Genomic DNA, 20355 nt, shown 5'->3' on the forward strand with positions numbered 1-20355 from the left:
ACGCGGGGTCCCACACGTGTCGCAGCCGGCGACCGAGGTCGACTGTTGCCGACTATGCCTCGACGAGTTCCTCTGATTCGTCAGCGAGACCGATCACTCCGTAATCCCAGCCCTTACGCCGGTAAACCACGCTCGGGCGGTTTGTCTCTGAATCCTGGAACAGGTAGAAATCGTGACCGACGAGCTCCATGAAATAGAGCGCATCATCGACTGTCATCGGTGCAGACGCAAAAACCTTCTTGCGGATGACGACGGGACTGTATTCCTCGTCGGCCTCCGTTGCATCCGTGTCGGCGTTCACGATCGGAATTGCCCCGGTGCGGACGCGTTCAAGCGTCTCAGGGTCTGCGGGCGTGATGTCGACGCTGCTGAATCCTTGCGCCGATGCTTCGTGCAGCGATGTCGGGCGGTGTGCTCCGCCGCGATGCACCTTCTTGCGGTCTTTCGCGCGTCGAATTCGTTCTAACAAACGTCCGAGTGCTACATCGAATGCCGCGTACTTATCGGATCCGTCTGCCTCGGCCCGAACAAGCGGGCCCTTGCCGATCAGTGTCAGTTCGACCCGGTCTGCGCCAGGTGAACTGTTCTTCTCCTGACGGCTCACTTTGATTTCGAGGGCCAGGGCCTTTTCAGTAAGGCTCTCGACCTTGCCAGCTTTTTCGGTGGCATAATCACGAAAGCGATCAGTGATCTCCAGGTTTCGTCCGACGATGTTAATTTCCATGACGACCTCCAGATCTGGCTAATCGCCCAGAATCCGGGCGATTGTTTAGCGCCTTTACCCCAACCGTACTGTGACCCTCTCGATAAGTCACATATATGTCACGGCATTTGGTGATCTGTTTCATATGAACCCGCACCACCCCCGAATCGACGGGGAGTTTCTGCCAGTGCGGCCACTCCGATCACGGTTCCGCCGGCCGCGCTCAACGCCCTCACCGCCTCACGGATACTCGCCCCCGTCGTCAGGATGTCGTCAACGAGCAGAAACGACTGGCCCTCAAGATGATGCCGAGACCGCATCGAGCCGTCTTTGTTCAGCGCCCGCTGTTCCCGGGTCAGTCCGACCTGGTCAACCGCCTCTCCGACACCTTCCAGCACAGTCCACGGCCGCAATCCGCAGCGCGCGATGAGGAGGTTGACCGGGTGGTACCCCCGACTTCTCCACGCGGCAGCGGATGACGGAATGCTGACCAGATGCACGCCGGCCGACGCGCCGGCCGGCATATCAGCCCGAGTACCCGGACCATGCAGCAGGGCAGCGCCGATCGCTTGCCGGAGCGCAGCAGCAAGCGCTGGAGCCGCATCGGTTCGGCCGCCATCTTTGTACGCCGCGATGACGCTGCGCACAGCGCCCGCGTACTCCAGAGCCGCCCAGGCCGTGAATCCGTCGCGTTGGACCTGATGCACTCTGGGCCGCAGGGCGTCACGACACGCGGCGCACAACACCACGTCATCGGCGCCACAGCCGCTGCACGCAGTCGGAAACAAGACCGCCAGGGCGTCGCCGAGAACGACGGGGAGTCGGCTCAGTTGCAGTCGGGTGGCCGTCGTGACTCCCGCTGCTGTCGGTGGGCTGGAGGAGTGCGAGGCAGGCGGATGCGAAGCTGGCCGATGATGTGACATCCACCCAGCCTGCGATGGGCAGCGGCGACTCAGCCTGACCGAGCGAGATCTGTGAAGCGTCGACCTCGTGCCTGCCCTGTTGACGACGCCATCGAGCGTGGGCGACCGGGCTACCCGGTGCCCTGCTGTGTGCCGATCAGGCCGACCTCGTCGATTCGTTCCTGCCAGCCGGCCCCGCGCTGTATGAGGAGTGCGCCGGTCCCCGACAACGACTTCACGTCGCGCAGAGAGTTACCGCCGGTGATGATCATGCTGTCTGGTGCAGACTCGAGGACTGAACTGGTGCCGCCGACCCGCTGCGCGATGATCCGTTCCTCACCGCTGGGCAGTCTGGTCAGTGAGGCGACGGTGAGCTCGTCGATCCAGGTCGCCGTCAGTGGAGTTCCTTCAGCGCTTGCCAGGTCGACAGGATCCCCGAGTGTCACCGGCACTGTGCCGTCGCGCGTGATGCCGACGACAACGAATCGGGTGTCGTCGCTCCCGGAGCCAAGCAGCGCAATGAGCCTCGTGCCGTCCCTCGACACCTGCATCGAGCTGATGCGAGAGGCCTCTGACCAGGGGGTAGCCACAGTGCTGACGTCGCCAGAGCTATTTGTGACTGTCAGCGTTGACGGGCTCGCTGCCTGGGCCGTCCAGACGTATCCGAAGTTGTCGACCGTCGGGGCGATCAGGCCTGGCCTGCCATCGATCACCACGGGGGCATTGCCCACCCGCACCGCGTACACGCCTTCCGGCGCCAGCGCCGCCGCCAGGGTTTGCTTGTTTGACAGCGCAACGGCGGTGGGATTGAGAAGGGCGACGGCATCAGACATCCCGGCGATAGGCGTGATGGTCTGGCCCGTCGCGGCCAGGAAGCCGAATTCGCCATCCCGTAGCACCAGTGCTCTGGCATCGACGCGCGGATTGACGATCGGCGCCGCAGCACCCAGATCGCCGATGTCCTGCGGGTTCTGGTTGATCGTCACCGTCACTGAGGTGCCGGCGGGCAGACTGCTGACCAGTTGGGCACGCATCCGCTGCAGGGTCACCCTGTCGGCATTCAACGCTTCGGCATTCAGGTCGACCTTGGCGTCGTTCCCAACGACGAGCACGGCATCAGCGGTGAGTTCAGTTCCCTGCGGGAATGCGGTGGTCACCGCACCGTCGAGCCAGCTGCTCGGGCCGGCAAGCACACCCTTGACGATGCGAGTGGGAGCCGTGGCTCCGCGCGGATACCAGCGCTGGTCTGGCACCAGGTAGGTGAATGTCGGATCGTAGAAGTACAGCTTCTGCGCACTGAAGACATCGGTGAAGGTGTTGAGATCGAGGAGTGTGCCGTTTGGTGCCTGGCTGATGCGCCACTGGCCACCGACCTGTTCGAATTGATACCGCAGGGGCACAGGGGCCACCACATCGATCTGGCTGTATTCACCGCTGGCGTTGACGTCGGCCACCGGAACAACGGCGAGCGTTATCGTTTGCTCGTCCATAACCAGAGCTGTGCGGTCTGAGCCGTCGTCGACGGTCACCCCGGCGTCGGGCTGCCAGACATCGCCGAAGGCCGGGGTGAGGAACTCGCGGGCGATCGCATATTTGTTTTCTGGGCTGGTTGCCGCATCGATAAACCCGCGCAGGATCTCTTCAGGTGAGGCATCTTTCTGGGGCTTCGACGGCAAGAACACAGGAGCAGGGCTGTCTCCGGCCTGAATCGCCTGCCCCTGGTGCACGCTGCTATCCCTGGGGATGCCGGTGCAGCCACTGAGCAGTGCGGCGAGCGTCGCGACTGTGGCGACAATGGCGATTGAATTCGGACGTTTACGCACGGGGATGACCTCCGCGTCGCGAATCGATAGCCCTGTTGCCCAGGTCATCACGCTCGTCATGTGACGGCGGGGCTCCGAGCCAGGGAGCTGAGTCTTCGACCATTGCATCCTCTGGTGGGAGTGGCAGTGGGGATTGGGAGATGAGCCCGTGTGCGACCCGCGGCACTGTGAGCCGGAAGCAGGAGCCTGCGCCGGGCTTCGACCAGACGTCGAGGGCGCCGGAGTGCGCAATCGCGTCGCTCTTCGAGATGGCAAGTCCGAGTCCGGTGCCACCGATAGTGCGCTGCCTGGAAGGGTCTGCCCGCCAGAACCTGTCGAACACGTGGGCGACTTCCGCGTCGCTCATGCCGAGACCGTAGTCGCGCACAGAGAGCGCGACGGCGCTCTGGTTGCTGTCGACCGACACGACGATCGGTCTCCCCTCGCCATGCTCGATCGCATTGCCGATCAGGTTGCGCAGGATACGGCGCATGCGACGAGGATCGACTTCGGCATTGAGGTGGCCGCCGGGCGCGACGAAGCGGATGTCGCTCCCCTTGGTATCGGCCAGGGTACGCATGCTATCGATCGCGTCTTCTGCCAGGTGAACCAGGTTCGTGGGCTCCGGCTCCAGCTGCACTGATCCCGCGTCGTACCGGCTGATCTCGAGCAGGTCGCTCAGCAGCACCTCGAAGCGCTGTACCTGGGTGTGCAGGAGTTCGGTGGTGCGCCGTGTCGCCGGCGGGAACGTGTCGCGCTGATCGTAGAGCACGTCGCCGGCCAACCTGATCGTCGTCAGGGGCGTGCGCAGCTCGTGCGAGACATCCGACACGAATCTCTGCTGCACTTCTGAGAGCTCGGCCAATTCCTTGATCTGGCTCTGCAGGCTGTCTGCCATGCCATTAAACGAACGAGCCAGGGTCGCGATGACGTCGTCACCCTTCTCAGGGATCCGCACCTCAAGGTCACCTGATGCGAGTTTCTGACTGGTTTCGGCAGCGACCTTGATCGGAGTGACCACGAAGCGCACCACCACCCAGGTGACGGCACCGATGAGAAGGATGAGCACGATGCCGGCGATCACCAGCGTCCGCTGTACGAACGACAGTGTGTTCTCGGCATCGGCCAGGCTGTAGCCGATGTAGAGCTCGTAGTTGCCGGCGACGGGAACGGTGAGCTGGGAACCGACGACGATGCCCGGGATCCGTGATCCGTCATCCGCTACCAGGGTCACCGACTGCCAGAACTGCTCCCCCGGGTTCTCTTGGACCGACTGGCGGAGTTCGTTCGAGATGACGCTGCGGGATTCACCGAACGTCGAGAAGTCCTGTGGTGTCGCCGCTGACGATTCCTGGCCGGGCACCCGGAACACGGCCATCAGGCTGCTCGACGATGCAGCGGTGATGGTGCTCTGGGTGGTGCGGAGCAGCGACTGAACCTGCACCTTATCGGCAGCATCGGACGAATCAAGCAGCCCCTGGGCTGCGGTGGTCGCCCGATTGGAGTCGGCAAGCACCTGGGCGAGTCGGGATTGGAAGAGGTCATTGCCGATACTGATCGACATGTACACGCCGACAAGCACGATCGCCACCCCGGAAGCCACCACGGTGGTCGAAATGGTGCGGAACTGCAGCGAGGATCGCCAGGTCGTCCGAAGCATGGACGGCCACGAACGCCATGACTGCCAGAACGCTGCTGTCGTCGGGGCGAACCCGGTTGATCCGTGCTGCGAAGTCACAAGACCCTAGATGACGGCGCCGGCCCGATAGCCGACTCCGCGCACAGTCATGATGATCCTGGGGTTGTCTGGATCGTCTTCGACCTTGGCACGCAAGCGCTGCACATGCACGTTGACCAGTCGGGTGTCTGCCTTGTAGTGGTAGCCCCACACCTGCTCGAGAAGCATCTCTCTGGTGAATACCTGCTGCGGCTTGGAGGCCAATGCCAGCAGGAGGTCGAATTCGAGCGGCGTGAGATTGATGCGCTGGTCACCGCGCTTGACCTCGTGGCCGGCGTGGTCGACGACCAGATCCCCGATTTGCAGGGTGGCACTGGTCACCGCAGCGGCAGGACGCAGTCGGGTCTTGATCCTGGCGACGAGCTCTTTGGGGTTGAACGGTTTGACGATGTAATCGTCAGCACCGGATTCGAGCCCCTTGACGACATCTGTGGTGTCAGAGCGGGCGGTCAGCATGATGACGGGAGTGCCCGATTCTGCGCGGATCAGGCGGCACACCTCGATGCCGTCGAGACCGGGGAGCATGAGGTCAAGCAGCACCAGATCGGGCTTGGCCGCTCTGAAGGCTTCGAGCGCACTTGAACCGTCTGCACAGAAGACTGTCTCGAAATCCTCGCTTTGCAGGACGATGCCAATCATCTCCGCGAGCGCGGTGTCGTCATCGACTACCAAAATACGAGCGTTCATAGATCCGTTTCCGTCAGCCTCACGCACACGCGGTCGGGCGGCGACCATTCTTGGCATAAGAGTAGCCGAGTATGCCGAACGTTCGCATGCGAGGAGTGAGTGTGCTGAGCAAAGCCGCGTCCTGGCGACTCCAGAGCGCAAATATGCCAGCATGAGTATGTGACTGACGCACAGAAGTGGCAACCACCGACATCCGGCCAGCCCGCAGGGTCAACGGATGCGCCAGGCGCCTCTGGCGTTCCTCCAGTTGCGCCTGGGATACCCCCTGTCGTTCCGCCCCTTCCGCGACCGGCCCCCCAATACGGGGAGCAACTGCCGCCATCCGGCGCGTCGCAGTCATCGCCACAGTCATCGCCGTATGGCCAGCCGCCCCAGTACCCCGCACCGCAGTACGCCCAGGCACCCCAATACGCACAGCAGCAGCCCGGCTGGACGCCCCCACCCAAGCCCGGCCTCATCCCGCTTCGCCCTCTGGGTTTCGGCACCCTGTTGTGGGCGCCGTTTCAAGTTTTGAAGCGAAACCCGAAGGCGACCTTCGGTAGTGCCCTACTGGTGCAGGGTGCGATAACGCTGGTCTCCCTGATCGTCATCGGGCTCGCCAGCTTCTTGGCCGTAAGCCGTATCGATTCAGCGCCTCTCGACGAACGTGATGCTGTCACTGCCGGCTCCACGCTCATGGTGGTGCTTTCTGCTGTCATTCCTATTCTGCTTTCTGTCGTCGCATCCGCTCTGCTGCAGGGTGTGATCGTGATGGAGGTTGCCCGCGCCAGCCTCGGTGAGAAGCTGCGACTCGGCCAGCTCTGGCGCGCGGCGGGCAAGCGGTTGTGGCCGCTCGTCGGCTGGACGTTGCTTCTGGCAGCCGCATTACTCGTGGGCGTCGGCGTCATCGGCGGTGCCGTTGCGCTCCTTGCCATCCTCGGCGGCAGTGTCGGGGTGGCTTTGGCCGTCGTCGTCGGCATCGTCGGCGGACTCGGCCTGCTTGCCCTTGGTGCCTGGTTGTATACCCGCACCTCGCTGGTTCCCAGCCTCATCGTGCTTGAACGCCTCGGCATCCGCCAGGCGATCAGTCGGTCGTGGTCGCTGACCATCGGCTACTTCTGGCGCACACTCGGCGTTCAATTTCTCGTCGCAGCTATGGTGAACGTTGTCACGCAGGTGGTGTCGACGCCGCTCTCTCTGTTGTTCAGCGTTGCCATCTCGCTCGTTGACCCCAATGCCGCGCTCGACGCCTATATCCCGTCGATCATCCTCTACGTGCTGATCCTGTTCGTCGCGCTGGTGCTCGGCGCCATCGCGGCCGTCGTGCAGTCGGCGACGACAGCCCTGATCTATATCGACCTGCGAATGCGCAAGGAAGGGCTCGATCTCGATCTGCAGCGTTTCGTTGAGCAGCGCGCAGCCGGCGCCAATCCGGCCGACCCGTACACGTCGCCCGCCGGATATGTCTCCCCCACCGCTCCCGCACCCGGCTCGCCCTGGGCATGATCGGGATCCTGGCAATACCCGTTGATCCCGACGCCCCCGGGGCCAAGGAGCTGCTCAGGGAAGAGCTGTCCAAGCCTCAGTACACCGCGGCGAAACCGACCTGGTTCGACCAACTTTCCAAGGGTTTCTTCGATTGGCTGGCCTCGTTGACTGCACCGGGCGGCGAGGGATTCGGCGCCTGGATCCCCGTGATCCTGACCGTGCTGTTCGTTGGCATCCTGGTCGCCGCGTTCCTGATTTTCGGCATGCCACGTCTGGGTCGACGCAGCCGGATGGCGATCGACCTGTTCGGGGAGGACGACCGCCGAAGCGCGGCAGAGCTTCGCCGGGCAGCCCACGCCGAGGCAGCCACCGGAAACTGGACTCTCGCCTGCGCCGACATGTTTCGCGCCCTCTCCCGCGGGCTGCTTGAGCGCACCATCGTGATGGTGTCACCCGGAACCACCGCCCACGACTTCGCTGTCGCTGCAGCCGTGACTTTCCCGGCCGAATCCCGCGCACTACTCAGCGCTGCCGCGGTATTCGACGATGTGCGTTATCTCGGCCGCGACGGCACGGAGGACGAGTTTCGCTCGCTCAGCGCGCTCGACGAACGACTGCGCAGCGCTCAGCCGACGTTCGCCGCCGGACCTGGGCAGATGGAGTCGGTTGAACCGGCCGATCCGGTTGACCCGGTCGAACCGGCTGACCGCCCCGAGGCGCGCTCGTGAGCGGGCGGCATGCTTCGGTCGAAGCGGATGGCATCGAAGCGGATGGATCACCTGCGTCACCGGTGACGGTTGCGCCCGCCACGATCGAGCAACATACGCCGCAGCTCGCGACTCGTATCGATGCCGACCCCCTGGCTTCCGCCGCAGCACCGACATCGCCTGCAGCCTCGGCGTCCTCATCGACGCTGACGGTGCGCGCGTTCGGTAAGAAGGCCTCGTTCTGGGTAGTGATCGCCATCATCGCGATCGTGATCTCGGTCATCGCGGCGCTGATCGCCGGTGGCGCCACCGCATCCGGTGTTCCTCTCGGCGCCACCAACCCGTCACCGACCGGCAGCATGGCGGTGGTCGAAGTGCTGCGCAACCAGGGCGTCACTGTCACAGTCGCCGACACCCTCGACCAGGCATCCGCTGCCGTTGCCAAGAATCCAGACAGCGCAGTCTTCTTCTCAGATCCCAACGCGTATCTCAGCGCTGACCAACTGGCGACCCTCGGCGCCCGTGCTCCCCGCCTTGTGATCGCAGCGCCCGGCTTCCTGGCGCTGGAGACCCTGGCCCCCGCTGTCGGATTCGGCGGAGTATCGAACGTCGCCGCAGAGGATTCTGAAACGTTGACGGCCGCGTGCGCGCTGCCGGCCGCTGAGCGGGCGGGTTCGATCTCGCCAGGCGGCAACACGCTGTCGCTCGCCGGGGCCGGTGCAGCGGCATCCGCTTACGTTGGCTGTTTCCCGAGTTCAGATGACCGTTTTTCTGTAATTCGAGGCAACAGTGCTGTCGCTGCCACGACCACACTCACACTCGTCGCCCCCACCGAGGTCTTTGACAACGAACACATCGTCGAATACGGCAACGCGGCACTCAGCCTCGGCCTGCTCGGCGAGAGCGATTCGCTGATCTGGTATCTGCCGACAATCGCCGACCTGCCGGTGACGGGACCGCCATCGCTTGGAGAGCTCACTCCCGGCTGGGTCACTCCAGCCCTTCTGCTGCTCGTCGTCACCGCCCTCGGTGCTTTCATCTGGCGCGGCCGACGCTTCGGCCCCCTGGTAGCCGAGAACCTGCCGGTCACCGTCATCGCCAGCGAGACGATGGAGGGGCGGGCCCGGTTGTACGCCCGCAACTCGGCACGACTGCGCGCCGCTGACTCGCTGCGGGTGGGAACCGTGCGGCGTCTGGCATCCGTCGTTGGACTCTCGCGCACCGCTAGCCTCGACGACGTCATCGCGACGGTTGCGGCTCTCACCGGCCGGGCGCCCACCGACATCGGCAGCCTCCTTGTCGGGTCGGCCCCTGCTACTGATCGCGAGCTCATCACGCTCTCTGACCGACTGCTTGAACTTGAAAATCTGACCACGCGACTGACCGATCCGAACCACGCGCTCGATCAGGACAAGAACGCCAGCCCACCCGGAAGAATGGACCCATGACTTCTCCAGCATCGAGCCCCGCCGTGCCAGGCTACGCGCCGAGCGAGGCAGCACATTCAGTAGGCAGGTCCTCAGACGACCTGCGCCAGTCGCTCGCCCAGGTGCGCACTGAAGTCGGCAAGGCAGTCGTCGGACAGGATGGCGCGGTCACCGGCATGATCATCGCACTACTTGCCCGCGGGCACGTGCTGCTCGAGGGTGTCCCCGGCGTCGCGAAGACGCTGCTGGTGCGCTCGCTCAGCCAGGCGCTCAGCCTCGACACCAAGCGTGTACAGTTCACGCCTGACCTGATGCCAGGCGACGTGACCGGTTCGCTGGTCTACGACGCCAAGTCCGGCGAATTCGAGTTTCGCCGTGGACCGGTGTTCACCAACATCCTGCTGGCCGATGAGATCAACCGCACGCCACCGAAGACGCAGTCCGCCCTGCTCGAGGCGATGGAAGAACGCCAGGTCAGTGTCGACGGACTCTCGCTGCAGCTACCGGATCCCTTCATCGTCGCCGCGACAATGAACCCGATCGAGTACGAGGGAACGTACACGCTGCCCGAGGCGCAGCTCGACCGCTTCCTGCTCAAGCTCGTGCTTGAGGTGCCAGAACGAGACCTTGAGGTCGAGGTGCTGCGCAGGCACGCGGCTGGCTTCAACCCGCGTAATCTCGCTGCCGCCGGGGTCACGCCTGTGCTCGGCGCCGCCGAGCTGGCCGCCGCACAGGCTGCAGCGGCATTCGTCGCCGCAAGCCCTGATGTGCTGGCGTATATCGTCGATCTGGCCCGCGCGACCAGGCACAGCCCGTCGGTCAAGCTCGGCGTGAGTCCCCGCGGAACCACAGCACTGCTGGCCGCTGCCAAAGCGTGGGCCTGGCTCGGTGGCTACGACGCGATCACGCCCGACCACATCCAGGCAATGGTGCTGCCGGTCTGGCGGCACCGTATCCAACTTCGTGCGGAGGCCGAACTCGAAGGCGTGGCGAGCGACACCATCCTGCGCTCGATCATGCAGCAGGTTCAGGTTCCCCTCTAGTGATCGCCAGGCGAGTGATAGTCAGACGCTCATGACGGTGACCGGGCGATTCGTCCTGCTGCTCGCCATCGGCGTGCTGCCGATCGTGCTGCTCGGGGGCACGGCCGGCCAGGCGACAACGATATTCGTGCTCTGGATCCTGCTCGCCCTGATTCTCGGTGGCATCGATCTGGCTCTCGCCGCCTCACCGCGCCGACTCTCGCTGTCGCGCCGGCTGCCGGCCAGGGTGCGACTCGGCGAAAGTGTCACCAGTGAACTCTTCATCACGAACAACGGCGAGCGGATGCTGCACGCGGCCGTCCGGGACGCGTGGCAGCCCTCGGCCGGTGCAGGCAACAACCGCACGCGCCTCGCTATCCCTGCCGGCGAACGACGCATCGTCACACTGACACTGGCCCCGTTCCGACGAGGCGAGCGACGGGTAAGCCAGGTGACAGTCAGGTCGTTCGGGCCGCTCGGACTCTGGGCCAGGCAGGCCACTCTCAACGCACCGGGACACATCCGCGTGCTGCCGCCGTTCAATGCGCGCAAGCATCTGCCGTCGCGCCTCGCCCGGCTTCGGGAACTCGACGGACGTACCAGCGTGATGATCCGCGGGCAGGGGACCGAATTCGACTCGCTGCGCGAATACGTGCGCGGCGACGACGTGCGCTCGATCGATTGGCGGGCAACGGCTCGCCGCGGGGATGTCGTCGTGCGCACCTGGCGCCCTGAACGCGATCGACGGGTAGTCATCGTCGTCGACACCGGCCGGGTGTCCGCCGCCAGAGTCGGCAATGAACCACGGCTCGATACCGCCTTCGAAGCAGCGCTGCTGCTTGCAGCACTTGCCACCAGGGCCGGCGACCGCGTGGACTTCGTGGCATACGACCGCCGGGTGCGCGCCAGAGTGCAAGGCGCGCAGGGTGCTGAACTGCTTTCCCGCCTGGTCGATGCAATGGCGCTGGTCGAACCCGAGCTGATCGAAATGGACTGGTCGGCGGTGCCAGGCCAGGTGCGCGCTATCACTAACCAGCACGCCTTGGTCGTACTCGTCACCCCTGTCGATGCCGCAGGGGCGGCGACAGGCTTGTTGGCAGTGCTCCCCCAGCTCACACGCTCGCACACCGTCGTGGTGGCCTCGGTGACCGATCCCCTGATCGTGCAGGCCAGCACCGAGCGCGGCAATCGCGAAGAGGTCTATCGAGCTGCGGCGGCCGAGCGATCGATGCTCGATATCCTGCGCGTCTCAGCGGCCATCAGGCAGCAAGGAGCCGAGGTGGTGTCCGGAACTCCGGAAGCGCTGCCGCCCGCACTGGCCGACCACTACATCGCGCTGAAGGCTGCCGGGCGGCTGTAGCGGATGCAGCGTTACGCGCTGACGTCTCCGAACAGGTCGCCCATGATCTTGTGGCGCACAACCTGCCAGCCTTTCGGGGCTGAAGTGCGTTCGCTGTGACGCAGGCAGAGGTCATAACCGTGTGGCTCGGGGGCGGTCGAGAGCGGGCCAAGCACCGCCATCGAATCCGCGTACACGAACGTCATCGTCGCTACAGCGGGCGCCTGGCAGGCGATTCGGGAACACGGTCGGGTAGACATCGTGCTTCAGAATACTCCGGCAGGGTGCCGAAGTAGAATGACGACATGCACAGCTCGAGCAGGTCAGTATTTCCTGAGCCGCAGCCACGGACTCGCGGTGACCGCCACGGTCGCGGGCAGCGCAGTTCGGTCACGGGCCCATACCTGCCCCCGCTCCGCACCCGCATCGACCTCTTCGACAGCACTGTGGCATCCACCGTCGACTATCTGCGCGGTGTGTGGCCCCATGAACTTTCGGCTACCCGCTTCGAAGTCGCTGCAGGGCCCGAGAACGCGAACCCTGAAACGGGTGTCGAGCGCTGGGCGGTGTTTCCGACCGAGAACAGGGTCGTCTTCTATCGGCTGCCGATCCAGCGGCTCAGCCATATCCACCGCAACGACGAATTCCACCAGCGGCTGGCGATCGAGAGTTGCGTGTTCCGCGGCATTGCTGAGCTGCTCGGCAAAGACCCGTGGGACCTCGCGCCAGAGCGCTTCCGCCGCTAAGTCAGGCAGGCAGTACTCACGCGGGCAGCGCCCATGCAGGCAGCGCTCATGCAGGCAGCGCTCTGAGATTGAACGCAGCTTCGACTGAAGGCTGCCGCTAGTGACCGTAGACGCGGATCGCAGAGGCCAAAACGCCCGGCGGACGCAGGGCGAATGACGAGACCTGTCCGTTGCCGAGGTAGCTGACTGACGCAACGATGCCGGTTCCACCCGTGACCGCGTAGGTCGTGGATGCCGCGACATCCGTCACCGTCGAGCCACCCGCCGGAACACTAACGGGCTTTCCTGTTCCGCCGGCATTCGGAGTGACAGTGAGGCTGGCATCCGTTGCACCGGGGTTGTAGAGGTGCAAGGTCGGCGAGGGGCCGGGCGCAACGGCGACGAGGAAGTCGCCAGGAAGCTTGTCAGATGACACGTACCAGGCGAAGTCAGGCGCAACGCTGACTGCGGGTGCTGCCGGAGGAGTACCCGGAACCGCAGGAGATGCGGCGACCGTTATTCCGTTCACCTGCGTGCGGGCCGCGGCGACGAGTGGCTTGTCTGATTCGATGACGGCGGTGTAGCTGCCGGCGCCGAGGGAGTCGAGCGGCACTTCAGTTGCGATGCCGGGCTGGAGCTGAACCTGCAGCGAGACGCCGGTGGCTGCACCGCCTTCGCTGATCAATCCGACCTGGACGACGGCGACGTCGTCACCGGGCGCCATCACGCGGATGCTCGGCAGAGCGCTCTCGCTGTCTTCGGGGGCGGCAGTCTGCCCAGACACCGTCAGGCCGGCGATGACCTGCACGAGTGCTGGCTTCGACGTCGTTCCGATCATTTCGGCGCCGCGCGGCGAAATACCCTGGATGGCACTCTGTTCAAGCGAGGCGGCGATCTGGCCTCCGCGGGACTCCACGTGCACGATCGGTGATTTCAGGTTCGGCGCGAGACCGGCCAGCGAAATGATGCGCTGGGTTCCGGGCTGCACGAGGATTCCAGTGGCGCCCGGTGCGTTCACGACGCCGGTCTCGGAGTACACGGTGAGGTCGACCGTTGCCGCGACATCCGTCGGGTTGCCCAACAGAACCAGGCTGGTGTTGCCGATGTCGGTCGAACCGCCGACAAGCCAGGAGTCTGCCACCGCTTCGACACAGGATGACGCAGCGAAGCCGCCGAGAGTTTCGGTGGCTGCGTTCTGCGACTGGCTGCCGGCGACGAGCGGCACTGTCTCTTCGCCCGATTGCACCGGAACGGAGATCAGCACCGGCGACCCGTCGGTTGAGCTTTTTGAGTTGTCGACAGCGTCGAGGTCGGTGGCTGTGGGTTCGACAACGGGCCCGAGGCGTGACTCGGAGGTGAGTGACCGAGCCCCATAGACGGTGTCTGCCGAACCGAACGAGGTCGCGGCATCCGCCTGGCTCGAATCCGCAGCCAGGGTGAGCAGCGGGCCTGGGCAGACGCGCTGCTGTTCGGCGGCCTGGGGCGAGACAAGCACCGACGGCGGCTTAGCCTGGACATCCGGCCATTCGATGAGCGTCGATGCACCGACAGCGACCACTGCGACACCGATTCCGATGAGTCCGGCGACCGCTCGAGCGCCGGCGAGGGCGACTCCGCGCTTACTTGGCATCGTGGTTCTCCTCGGACTGAACTGATGAATCGGCGTCTGTCAGGGTGCTCGGCGCCGTGTCAACGGATGTCGTGGCATCGTTGGCTGGCATCGAGCCGGTTGACGGCGCTGCGTCGATGGATGGCGCTGAGTCAGCGCGGTTCACTGAACCAGTTGATGGCGACGCGTCGTCGGCAGCACCACTGGCAGCGGCCGTCGCATCCGTTGCCCTGGCGCGCTCGGCCTTCTTCTGCCTGGCGCTAGCGCGTGACGCCTGCCTGATTGCTTCGCGGTTGGCCTGTCTAACTGCCTCGCGGCCGGCGCCGGTCGGGATCGACAGCAGCACCGTCGCACCGATGACCGTGAGTGCCACGATGGCGGAGATCAAACCGATGAGGCCGCCGGCATCCGCTGGAATCGCTCCGGCGCCACCGACTGCCGCCGGCTCGTGTCGCCAGAGCTGGCCGAAGGCTGTTTCGCCCACCTGCACCAGCGCGGCGTTGCCGTTCAGCGCGGTGTTGGCCCTGAGCTCGGTCGTCTCGGCATCGAGAGTCGGTTTCACCGTGACACCGGGCAGTGCGGGTTCAAGGGCCGGAGAGCGGAGCAGAACGAAACTGACGCCAAAGTCGGACAGCGGACCCGTCGCATCAAGGCCGCTGCGCGAGACGAGGTTGCCGGCCAGTTCGGCCAACTCCTCCTCGTCGCTCGTCAGCGTCTGAGCGGTGCTGGCCAGGGTCGACTGGTCGTCAAGCGTGACACCGGCACCGCGCTCGATGGTGGCCAGAATGCCGCCGTCCGGCTGCGGTTCGATGATGAGGGTACCGACGCGCTGGTCGGTCTGTGCCTCGGCACTAACGAAGGCCGGAAGCGTTCGCTCTGAACCGGCGCTCACGACCGAGGTTCCCAGCGACATCGATGCGGCCAGCGGCGCCGAGACGACGAGTACCGCTAGCGAGGTCACCAGTGCGGGTAGCAGTGCGAACCTGGTGAAGTTGCGCAGGGTGAAGAGCACGGCGCCGATGATTCCGAGCCAGTACAGGCTGAGGGCCGATCCAGTCCAGACGCCGACATCCTGCGACCCGACAGTCGCGACAGCGATGTGGCTGGCGACGACAGCAGTGCCGAATCCGAGCAGTGCTGCCACAAGCGAGAACACCGCCGAGCGAGAGCCGGGCAGGAACAATGCGGCGAGTGCCAGGAGCGCGAGAGGCGCGAGCAGAGCCGGGACCGCGATCTGGGCGGTCTCCAGCGGAATGCCGACCGAGGCAAGCAGTGTCGACCAGCCACCGAGGTCGCCGGTGGGGAATCCCATCAGCAGCTGCCAGGCAGAGACACTCGCCGAGGGAATCGGAGCGCCGGGATCGGCGATCAGGGCGAGCCAATTGCCGCGGATCGTCTGGTCCCAGATCAGGGGCAGGGAAAGCGCGAGTGCGGGCAGCGGGATGCCGATGAAGCGCATGATCGAGCGGCCGCTGGTGAGCAGACAGATCAGCCAGCCGACAAGGAGCGCAGGGGCAAGCGAGGGTGAGCAGGCCACGATCACGGCGAAGAGCAACGCAGCCGAGGCAGAGGCCGACCAGGAGCGAGCGGCGGCAAGGCCGGCAAAGATCAGCCACGGCAGCATCAGGTGCACGATGATGTCGGCGGGCCGGCCGGTAGCCAGGGCGGTGAGGAACGGGGGCGAGAGCACCCAGAGCAGGGCCATGACCGCGCGCAGGCTTCCGCGTTGGGTGAGCCGGGTCGTTGCCATCCAGGCGCCGAAGGCGGCCAGCGGCAGGGCAAGCAGGTAGAGCAGCACGAGTGAGAACGACGGATCCCAGAACGTCAGCGAACCGAGCACCGCAACGATGGCGGCAAACGGATCGGCAGCACCGACAAAGCCGAGGCCGATGTCGCGCCAGCCGTACACCGCGTTCTGCCACAGTGTCGTCACCGAGTCACTCAGCGGCAGGAGGCCGCCACCGGTGATCGAATTGGCGCCGAGCAAGGGGGCCAGGATGCCGATACCGGCCACTGCGGCAACGATGATCGTCCAGGCGCCGCCCGTTGCGAAGAAATGGATCTCGGGGCGCAAGCCCCTGATTGTCGCGGCACTCGCCTCGCGGCGGAGCGCAGTGCGGCGGCGCACTTCTGCCGACGGCACACGCAGCGGAGCGAGCGCAGCCCAGCTGAGGGTCTTGGTCGCTGCCAGCTTCTTGCGGGCATTGCTCACCCGCATCCCGTTGAATGCTGCAGCGAACGCCGCGGAGAACTCACCCAGAATCGCGCCGGGTTCTTTGCGCAACAGCTGCCAGATCGAGCGGATGATGGCCAGGGGCACCAGCGACAGCCAGTGGAAGAGCAGGGCCCACGCCGGCGCATAGACCAGACGGCGATGCAGCTGTGCCGCCCGCTCTGCCCGCACACGCTTGCGCTGCAGCGCACCGCTCGATGCTCCGTTCGGACCGGCAACGCCGTCGCCGGCAGAGGAGACCCGCGCAGCGGCGACAACGGAGACCCGGTAGCCGGCCAGTCGCACACGAATGCAGAAATCGAGGGAGTCATCCACGACAGGCAACCCTGGATCAAAACCGCCCAGCTTGTCCCACACCGTGTGGCGTACGAGCATGCCGCCAGCGGCCACGGCCATCACATCGCTCAGGCTGTCGTGCTGGGCCTGGTCGAGTTCGTTCTCAACGAGGGTGACAGTTGCGCCGAACGGGGTGATCGATTCGCCGAATTCGTGGATGTAGTCTGCCGCATCCCATTCCATGATCTTGGGACCAGCGACGGCGACCGACGGCGCGATCTCGAGTTCGCCGAGCAGGTTGGCGAGGGCATCCGCTTCGGGAGCGCTGTCTTGGGCGAGGAGCCACAACATCTCGTTGTCGGACTCCGGCGGAGCAGTCACCCGCACCGCGATGGCGATGGCCTGACCGAAAGTCAGGTCGGCATCCGCGCTCAAAAAGTGAGTGGGACCTGACTCCGCGAGCAGCTTGCTTGTTGAGTCGGTCGATCCGCAATCGACGACGATGACGGTGTCTGGGGTGCGAGTCTGGGCGGCAAGCGCCTCAAGAGTTCGCTCAAGGTGCTTTGCGCCGTTTCGCGCGACAAGGATGGCGGTGACTCTCGGTTGCATAACGAGGACAGCCTAGATCGCGGAGTGCCGGGCATGGCCGATGAGGCCGGGCGCGCCACAAATCAACCCCGCAAAGGGCGTGATTTGAGGGCTAAACCGCACGCTTTCGCAGTTTGCGACGTTCGCGCTCCGACAGCCCGCCCCAGATACCGAAACGCTCATCATTGGCGAGTGCGTACTCCAGGCACTGGTTACGCACCTCACAGGACGAACAGATCTTCTTCGCGTCTCTCGTCGACCCACCCTTTTCGGGAAAGAACGCTTCAGGGTCTGTTTGCGCGCAGAGCGAATCAGACTGCCAAGCCAGAGGGTTCTCATCCCCAGCGTTCGGACGTACCCCGGGTACTCCCAGACGAACAGGATCGACGAACCAGTCATCGGGTACCCCGGGACGATACTCAGATACCGGCATATCGTCTCCCACCCCTTGTGCCATCCACCTGTTGGATGCCACGACTAATTACACCGTTGTAGTTCACCTTTCGTCAAGTCGCAGATGCTAAACCCTCAATAATCAATAGAAGGTTGCGGCACGCCGATGAACCTCGACGAGTTTAAATTGTGACCTCTGAGTCGACGGATGCTGCCTGTCGTGATTCCCACGCGCTCTGCACCATCTCTTCCAGGCTGTGGCGCATCTTCCAATCGAGGTCGCGTGCTGCGAGCTCTCCTGAGGCCACAATGCGATCGGGGTCGCCCGCACGACGTGGTGCGATCTCCGGCGTGAAGTCGATGCCTGTCACCGCTGCGACGGTGCTCATGATCTGGCCGACAGAGACGCCGTCGCCGCTGCCGAGGTTGTAAACGGCTTCGATCGGTTCGCCGGCGTCCAGCCTGCGCGCTGCTGCAACGTGCGAGATCGCAAGGTCAGCCACGTGGATGTAGTCGCGCACGCACGTGCCATCCGCCGTCTGGTAGTCATTGCCGTTGATCCGCGGCGTGCGACCGGCCAGCAGCGCATCGAACACCAGCGGGAAGAGGTTGTGTGGGCTTGTGTCGCGCAGTTCGAGCGCACCGGATCCGACGACGTTGAAGTAGCGCAGCGAGGTGTGGGCGAGGCCGGCAGCGATGCCCTGGTCGCGCAGCAGCCACTCGCCAATGAGCTTGGTCTCACCGTACGGCGACTCGGGGCTCTTCGGGGTGGCCTCGGTCACGAGGTCGGTGTGCGGCGTGCCGTAGACGGCCGCGCTCGACGAGAAGACGATGCGCGAGACATCCGCTTCGGCCATTGCCGCCAGCAGCACAGCCGTGGCAGTGACGTTCTGCTCGTAGGTGTGCAGCGGGCGCTGCACCGAGACACCGGCGTACTTGTACCCGGCGATGTGCACAACACCGGAGATGTCGTACTCGGCGAAGGTCCGGCGCAGCAGGTCGGCGTCGAGCAGGGTGCCCTGCACGAACGGAACACCGGCTGGCACGAACTCGGCGTGGCCACTTGAAAGATCGTCTACGACAACGACATCGATGCCGTCAGCCAGAAACGCCCGTACGACGTGCGATCCGATGTAGCCTGCTCCGCCGGTGACCAACCATGCCATGTGTGTCTACTCCACGCTTCTCGATGGCGCTCTGCCGTCGACGTGATCCACTTTATGGCCTTGTGCGGTGTGCTCGATTCGCGGTGGGTGGTTGCCAGGGCAGCAGCGGATGACGCGGCCCGCGGCCAAGACGCGCTGAATACAGGACAGTTCGTGCCGGCGACATCGAACACAGGACCGATCGCGCTCTCTCACACGCCTTTTCCTGTATTCGACGCACCCGGTCGCAACACGCTGCCCAGCACCCATCACCCATCACCCAGCACCCAGCGCCGCCCCCTAGCGGTAAGCGCCCCAGAGCCCACTACGGCCTGTTCGTGCTCAGGGCGTGACTGTTGCGCTCGCGAAGTTCGTGGGTTCCTACGCCGTCGCCGCGCAACTGGCGAATCGTCTCAACCACACCCCACAGCATCAGTGCCACCAGGGCCAGAATCAGAATTATCATGGCAGAAACGCTACGCATTGCGATTTACTGCCGCGAGTGGCAGCATTGCCAGTATTCGTCGTATTCCTGCCATCTGTGTTCGTCGATCCGCATGTGTCGGCGAGCAGGCATCCGCTGAGACCATCCGCTCTCCGAGCAAAGGAACGCCATGCTCAACAAAATCGTCTGCGTCGCTCTCCCCGGCATGGCCCCATTCGAGTTCGGGGTGATCTGCGAGGTCTTCGGCATCGACCGGAGCGACCAGGGCGGCCCTGTCTTCGACTTCCACGTCACGGCAGCGGAGCCCGGCCCCATTCGCACCAAGCTCGGGTTCGACATCGTCGTGCACGAGGACCTCTCGGCCGCAGCGGATGCCGACCTCATTGCGATTCCCGCCTACCAGGCCGGAACCGACGTGCATCCGGAGATCCTCCGTGTTGTCCGTGAGGCCGAGGCCCGCGGAGCCTGGGTGCTCAGCGTGTGCAGCGGAGCCTTCGTCTTGGGGCTGGCCGGCATCCTCGACGGTCGCCGCAGCACCACGCACTGGATGTACACCGACGAACTCGCTCGCCAATTTCCGCAAACGACCGTCGACCCCGACGTTTTGTTCGTCGAGGACGGCAAGGTCGTCACGGGCGCGGGGACCGCCGCGGGCATCGACGCCGCGCTGCACATCGTGCGCAAGGAGCTCGGTGCGGCAACCGCCAACATCATCGCGCGGCGCATGGTGGTGCCGCCACAGCGTGATGGCGGGCAGTCGCAGTTCATCCAGACGCCTGTCGTTAAATGCCAGAGCGACTCATTCGCCGCAATCACTACGTGGATGCTCGGCAATCTTGACCAGGAGCTGACCGTCGACCAGCTGGCCCGCAAGTCACTCATGTCGTCGCGCACATTCGCCCGGCGGTTCCGAGCCGAACTTGGTACCACACCGACTGCCTGGCTGAATCGGCAGCGGCTGCTGCGAGCGCAGCAGCTTCTCGAGGAGACCAGTCAGACCCTCGAATCAATCGCCGCAGACACCGGTTTCGGTGGGGCAGCCGTGATGCGCCACCACTTCGTGAAGGTGCTGCAGACCACGCCGACGGCCTACCGCCGAACGTTCGGAGCGCTGCAGCCGCTCCGCTGACCCTGCAGGCCCTGCTCC

18 protein-coding genes are annotated in these 20355 nt (G+C 64.8%); 7 read left to right on the top strand and 11 right to left on the bottom strand.

Going from position 1 to position 20355, the window contains the following annotated elements:
• Window positions 1–52 precede the first annotated feature (52 nt).
• From hpf to mtrA, 5 genes are all read right to left on the bottom strand, one after another.
• Window positions 53–724 (bottom strand): ribosome hibernation-promoting factor, HPF/YfiA family, encoded by a 672-nt coding sequence (hpf, locus tag ACMT3I_RS08465; protein WP_414804045.1) that lies wholly within the window; start codon window positions 722–724, stop codon window positions 53–55.
• Window positions 725–822: 98 nt separating this feature from the next.
• Window positions 823–1626 (bottom strand): ComF family protein, encoded by an 804-nt coding sequence (locus tag ACMT3I_RS08470; protein ID WP_414804046.1) that lies wholly within the window; start codon window positions 1624–1626, stop codon window positions 823–825.
• A 110-nt stretch (window positions 1627–1736) separates the two neighbouring features.
• The gene (locus ACMT3I_RS08475; RefSeq protein WP_414804047.1) at window positions 1737–3488 is read right to left on the bottom strand and encodes an LpqB family beta-propeller domain-containing protein; all 1752 of its coding nucleotides are present in this window, start codon (window positions 3486–3488) and stop codon (window positions 1737–1739) included.
• On the bottom strand, window positions 3421–5145 hold the full coding sequence (mtrB, locus tag ACMT3I_RS08480; protein ID WP_414804048.1) for an MtrAB system histidine kinase MtrB: 1725 nt from the start codon (window positions 5143–5145) through the stop codon (window positions 3421–3423). Before mtrB ends, ACMT3I_RS08475 begins: the two co-directional genes overlap by 68 nt.
• Before the next feature lie 6 nt (window positions 5146–5151).
• On the bottom strand, window positions 5152–5832 hold the full coding sequence (mtrA, locus tag ACMT3I_RS08485; protein ID WP_414804049.1) for an MtrAB system response regulator MtrA: 681 nt from the start codon (window positions 5830–5832) through the stop codon (window positions 5152–5154).
• Between the two features lie 159 nt (window positions 5833–5991).
• On the opposite strand from mtrA, the gene ACMT3I_RS08490 reads away from it, so the two are divergent.
• The 5 genes from ACMT3I_RS08490 to ACMT3I_RS08510 are packed head-to-tail and all read left to right on the top strand — an operon-like array spanning window position 5992 to window position 11815.
• Entirely contained in the window at window positions 5992–7317 is a 1326-nt protein-coding gene (locus ACMT3I_RS08490; protein WP_414804050.1) for a hypothetical protein, read from the top strand.
• Window positions 7314–8027 carry a DUF4129 domain-containing protein gene (locus ACMT3I_RS08495; RefSeq protein ID WP_414804051.1) on the top strand — a complete coding sequence of 238 codons (714 nt, stop codon included), beginning with the start codon at window positions 7314–7316 and terminating at the stop codon, window positions 8025–8027. The genes ACMT3I_RS08490 and ACMT3I_RS08495 overlap by 4 nt, the downstream gene beginning before the upstream one ends.
• On the top strand, window positions 8024–9454 hold the full coding sequence (locus tag ACMT3I_RS08500; protein WP_414804052.1) for a DUF4350 domain-containing protein: 1431 nt from the start codon (window positions 8024–8026) through the stop codon (window positions 9452–9454). Before ACMT3I_RS08495 ends, ACMT3I_RS08500 begins: the two co-directional genes overlap by 4 nt.
• Window positions 9451–10476, top strand: a complete 1026-nt coding sequence (locus tag ACMT3I_RS08505; RefSeq protein ID WP_414804053.1) for an AAA family ATPase — start codon at window positions 9451–9453, stop codon at window positions 10474–10476. The genes ACMT3I_RS08500 and ACMT3I_RS08505 overlap by 4 nt, the downstream gene beginning before the upstream one ends.
• 31 nt (window positions 10477–10507) lie before the next feature.
• Window positions 10508–11815, top strand: coding sequence for a DUF58 domain-containing protein (locus ACMT3I_RS08510; RefSeq protein WP_414804054.1), 1308 nt, complete (start codon window positions 10508–10510; stop codon window positions 11813–11815).
• Between the two features lie 11 nt (window positions 11816–11826).
• Here the strand turns inward: ACMT3I_RS08510 and ACMT3I_RS08515 are convergent, their stop codons facing one another.
• Window positions 11827–12054, bottom strand: coding sequence for a DUF3499 family protein (locus ACMT3I_RS08515; protein ID WP_414804055.1), 228 nt, complete (start codon window positions 12052–12054; stop codon window positions 11827–11829).
• Between the two features lie 45 nt (window positions 12055–12099).
• Between ACMT3I_RS08515 and ACMT3I_RS08520 the strand changes: the two genes are divergently transcribed.
• Window positions 12100–12540 (top strand): metallopeptidase family protein, encoded by a 441-nt coding sequence (locus tag ACMT3I_RS08520; protein ID WP_414804056.1) that lies wholly within the window; start codon window positions 12100–12102, stop codon window positions 12538–12540.
• Between the two features lie 97 nt (window positions 12541–12637).
• Here ACMT3I_RS08520 and ACMT3I_RS08525 read toward each other — a convergent pair whose 3' ends face one another.
• From ACMT3I_RS08525 to ACMT3I_RS08545, 5 genes are all read right to left on the bottom strand, one after another.
• Window positions 12638–14149 carry a DUF5719 family protein gene (locus ACMT3I_RS08525; RefSeq protein ID WP_414804057.1) on the bottom strand — a complete coding sequence of 504 codons (1512 nt, stop codon included), beginning with the start codon at window positions 14147–14149 and terminating at the stop codon, window positions 12638–12640.
• A complete protein-coding gene (locus tag ACMT3I_RS08530; RefSeq protein WP_414804058.1) occupies window positions 14139–17246 on the bottom strand; it encodes a glycosyltransferase in 3108 nt (1035 codons plus the stop codon). The genes ACMT3I_RS08525 and ACMT3I_RS08530 overlap by 11 nt, the downstream gene beginning before the upstream one ends.
• Window positions 17247–17337: 91 nt before the next feature.
• Window positions 17338–17658 (bottom strand): WhiB family transcriptional regulator, encoded by a 321-nt coding sequence (locus ACMT3I_RS08535; protein WP_414804059.1) that lies wholly within the window; start codon window positions 17656–17658, stop codon window positions 17338–17340.
• 142 nt (window positions 17659–17800) lie between these two features.
• On the bottom strand, window positions 17801–18784 hold the full coding sequence (gene galE, locus ACMT3I_RS08540) for a UDP-glucose 4-epimerase GalE (RefSeq protein ID WP_414804060.1): 984 nt from the start codon (window positions 18782–18784) through the stop codon (window positions 17801–17803).
• A gap of 304 nt (window positions 18785–19088) precedes the next feature.
• Window positions 19089–19229: a hypothetical protein gene (locus ACMT3I_RS08545; protein ID WP_414804061.1), complete on the bottom strand. Its 141-nt coding sequence runs from the start codon at window positions 19227–19229 to the stop codon at window positions 19089–19091.
• 148 nt (window positions 19230–19377) lie between these two features.
• On the opposite strand from ACMT3I_RS08545, the gene ACMT3I_RS08550 reads away from it, so the two are divergent.
• Complete coding sequence (locus tag ACMT3I_RS08550; RefSeq protein ID WP_414804062.1) at window positions 19378–20337, top strand: GlxA family transcriptional regulator; 960 nt, start codon at window positions 19378–19380, stop codon at window positions 20335–20337.
• Window positions 20338–20355: the final 18 nt, after the last annotated feature.

This window comes from Leifsonia sp. A12D58 (assembly GCF_047530025.1).
Classification (GTDB): Bacteria; Actinomycetota; Actinomycetes; order Actinomycetales; family Microbacteriaceae; genus Cryobacterium.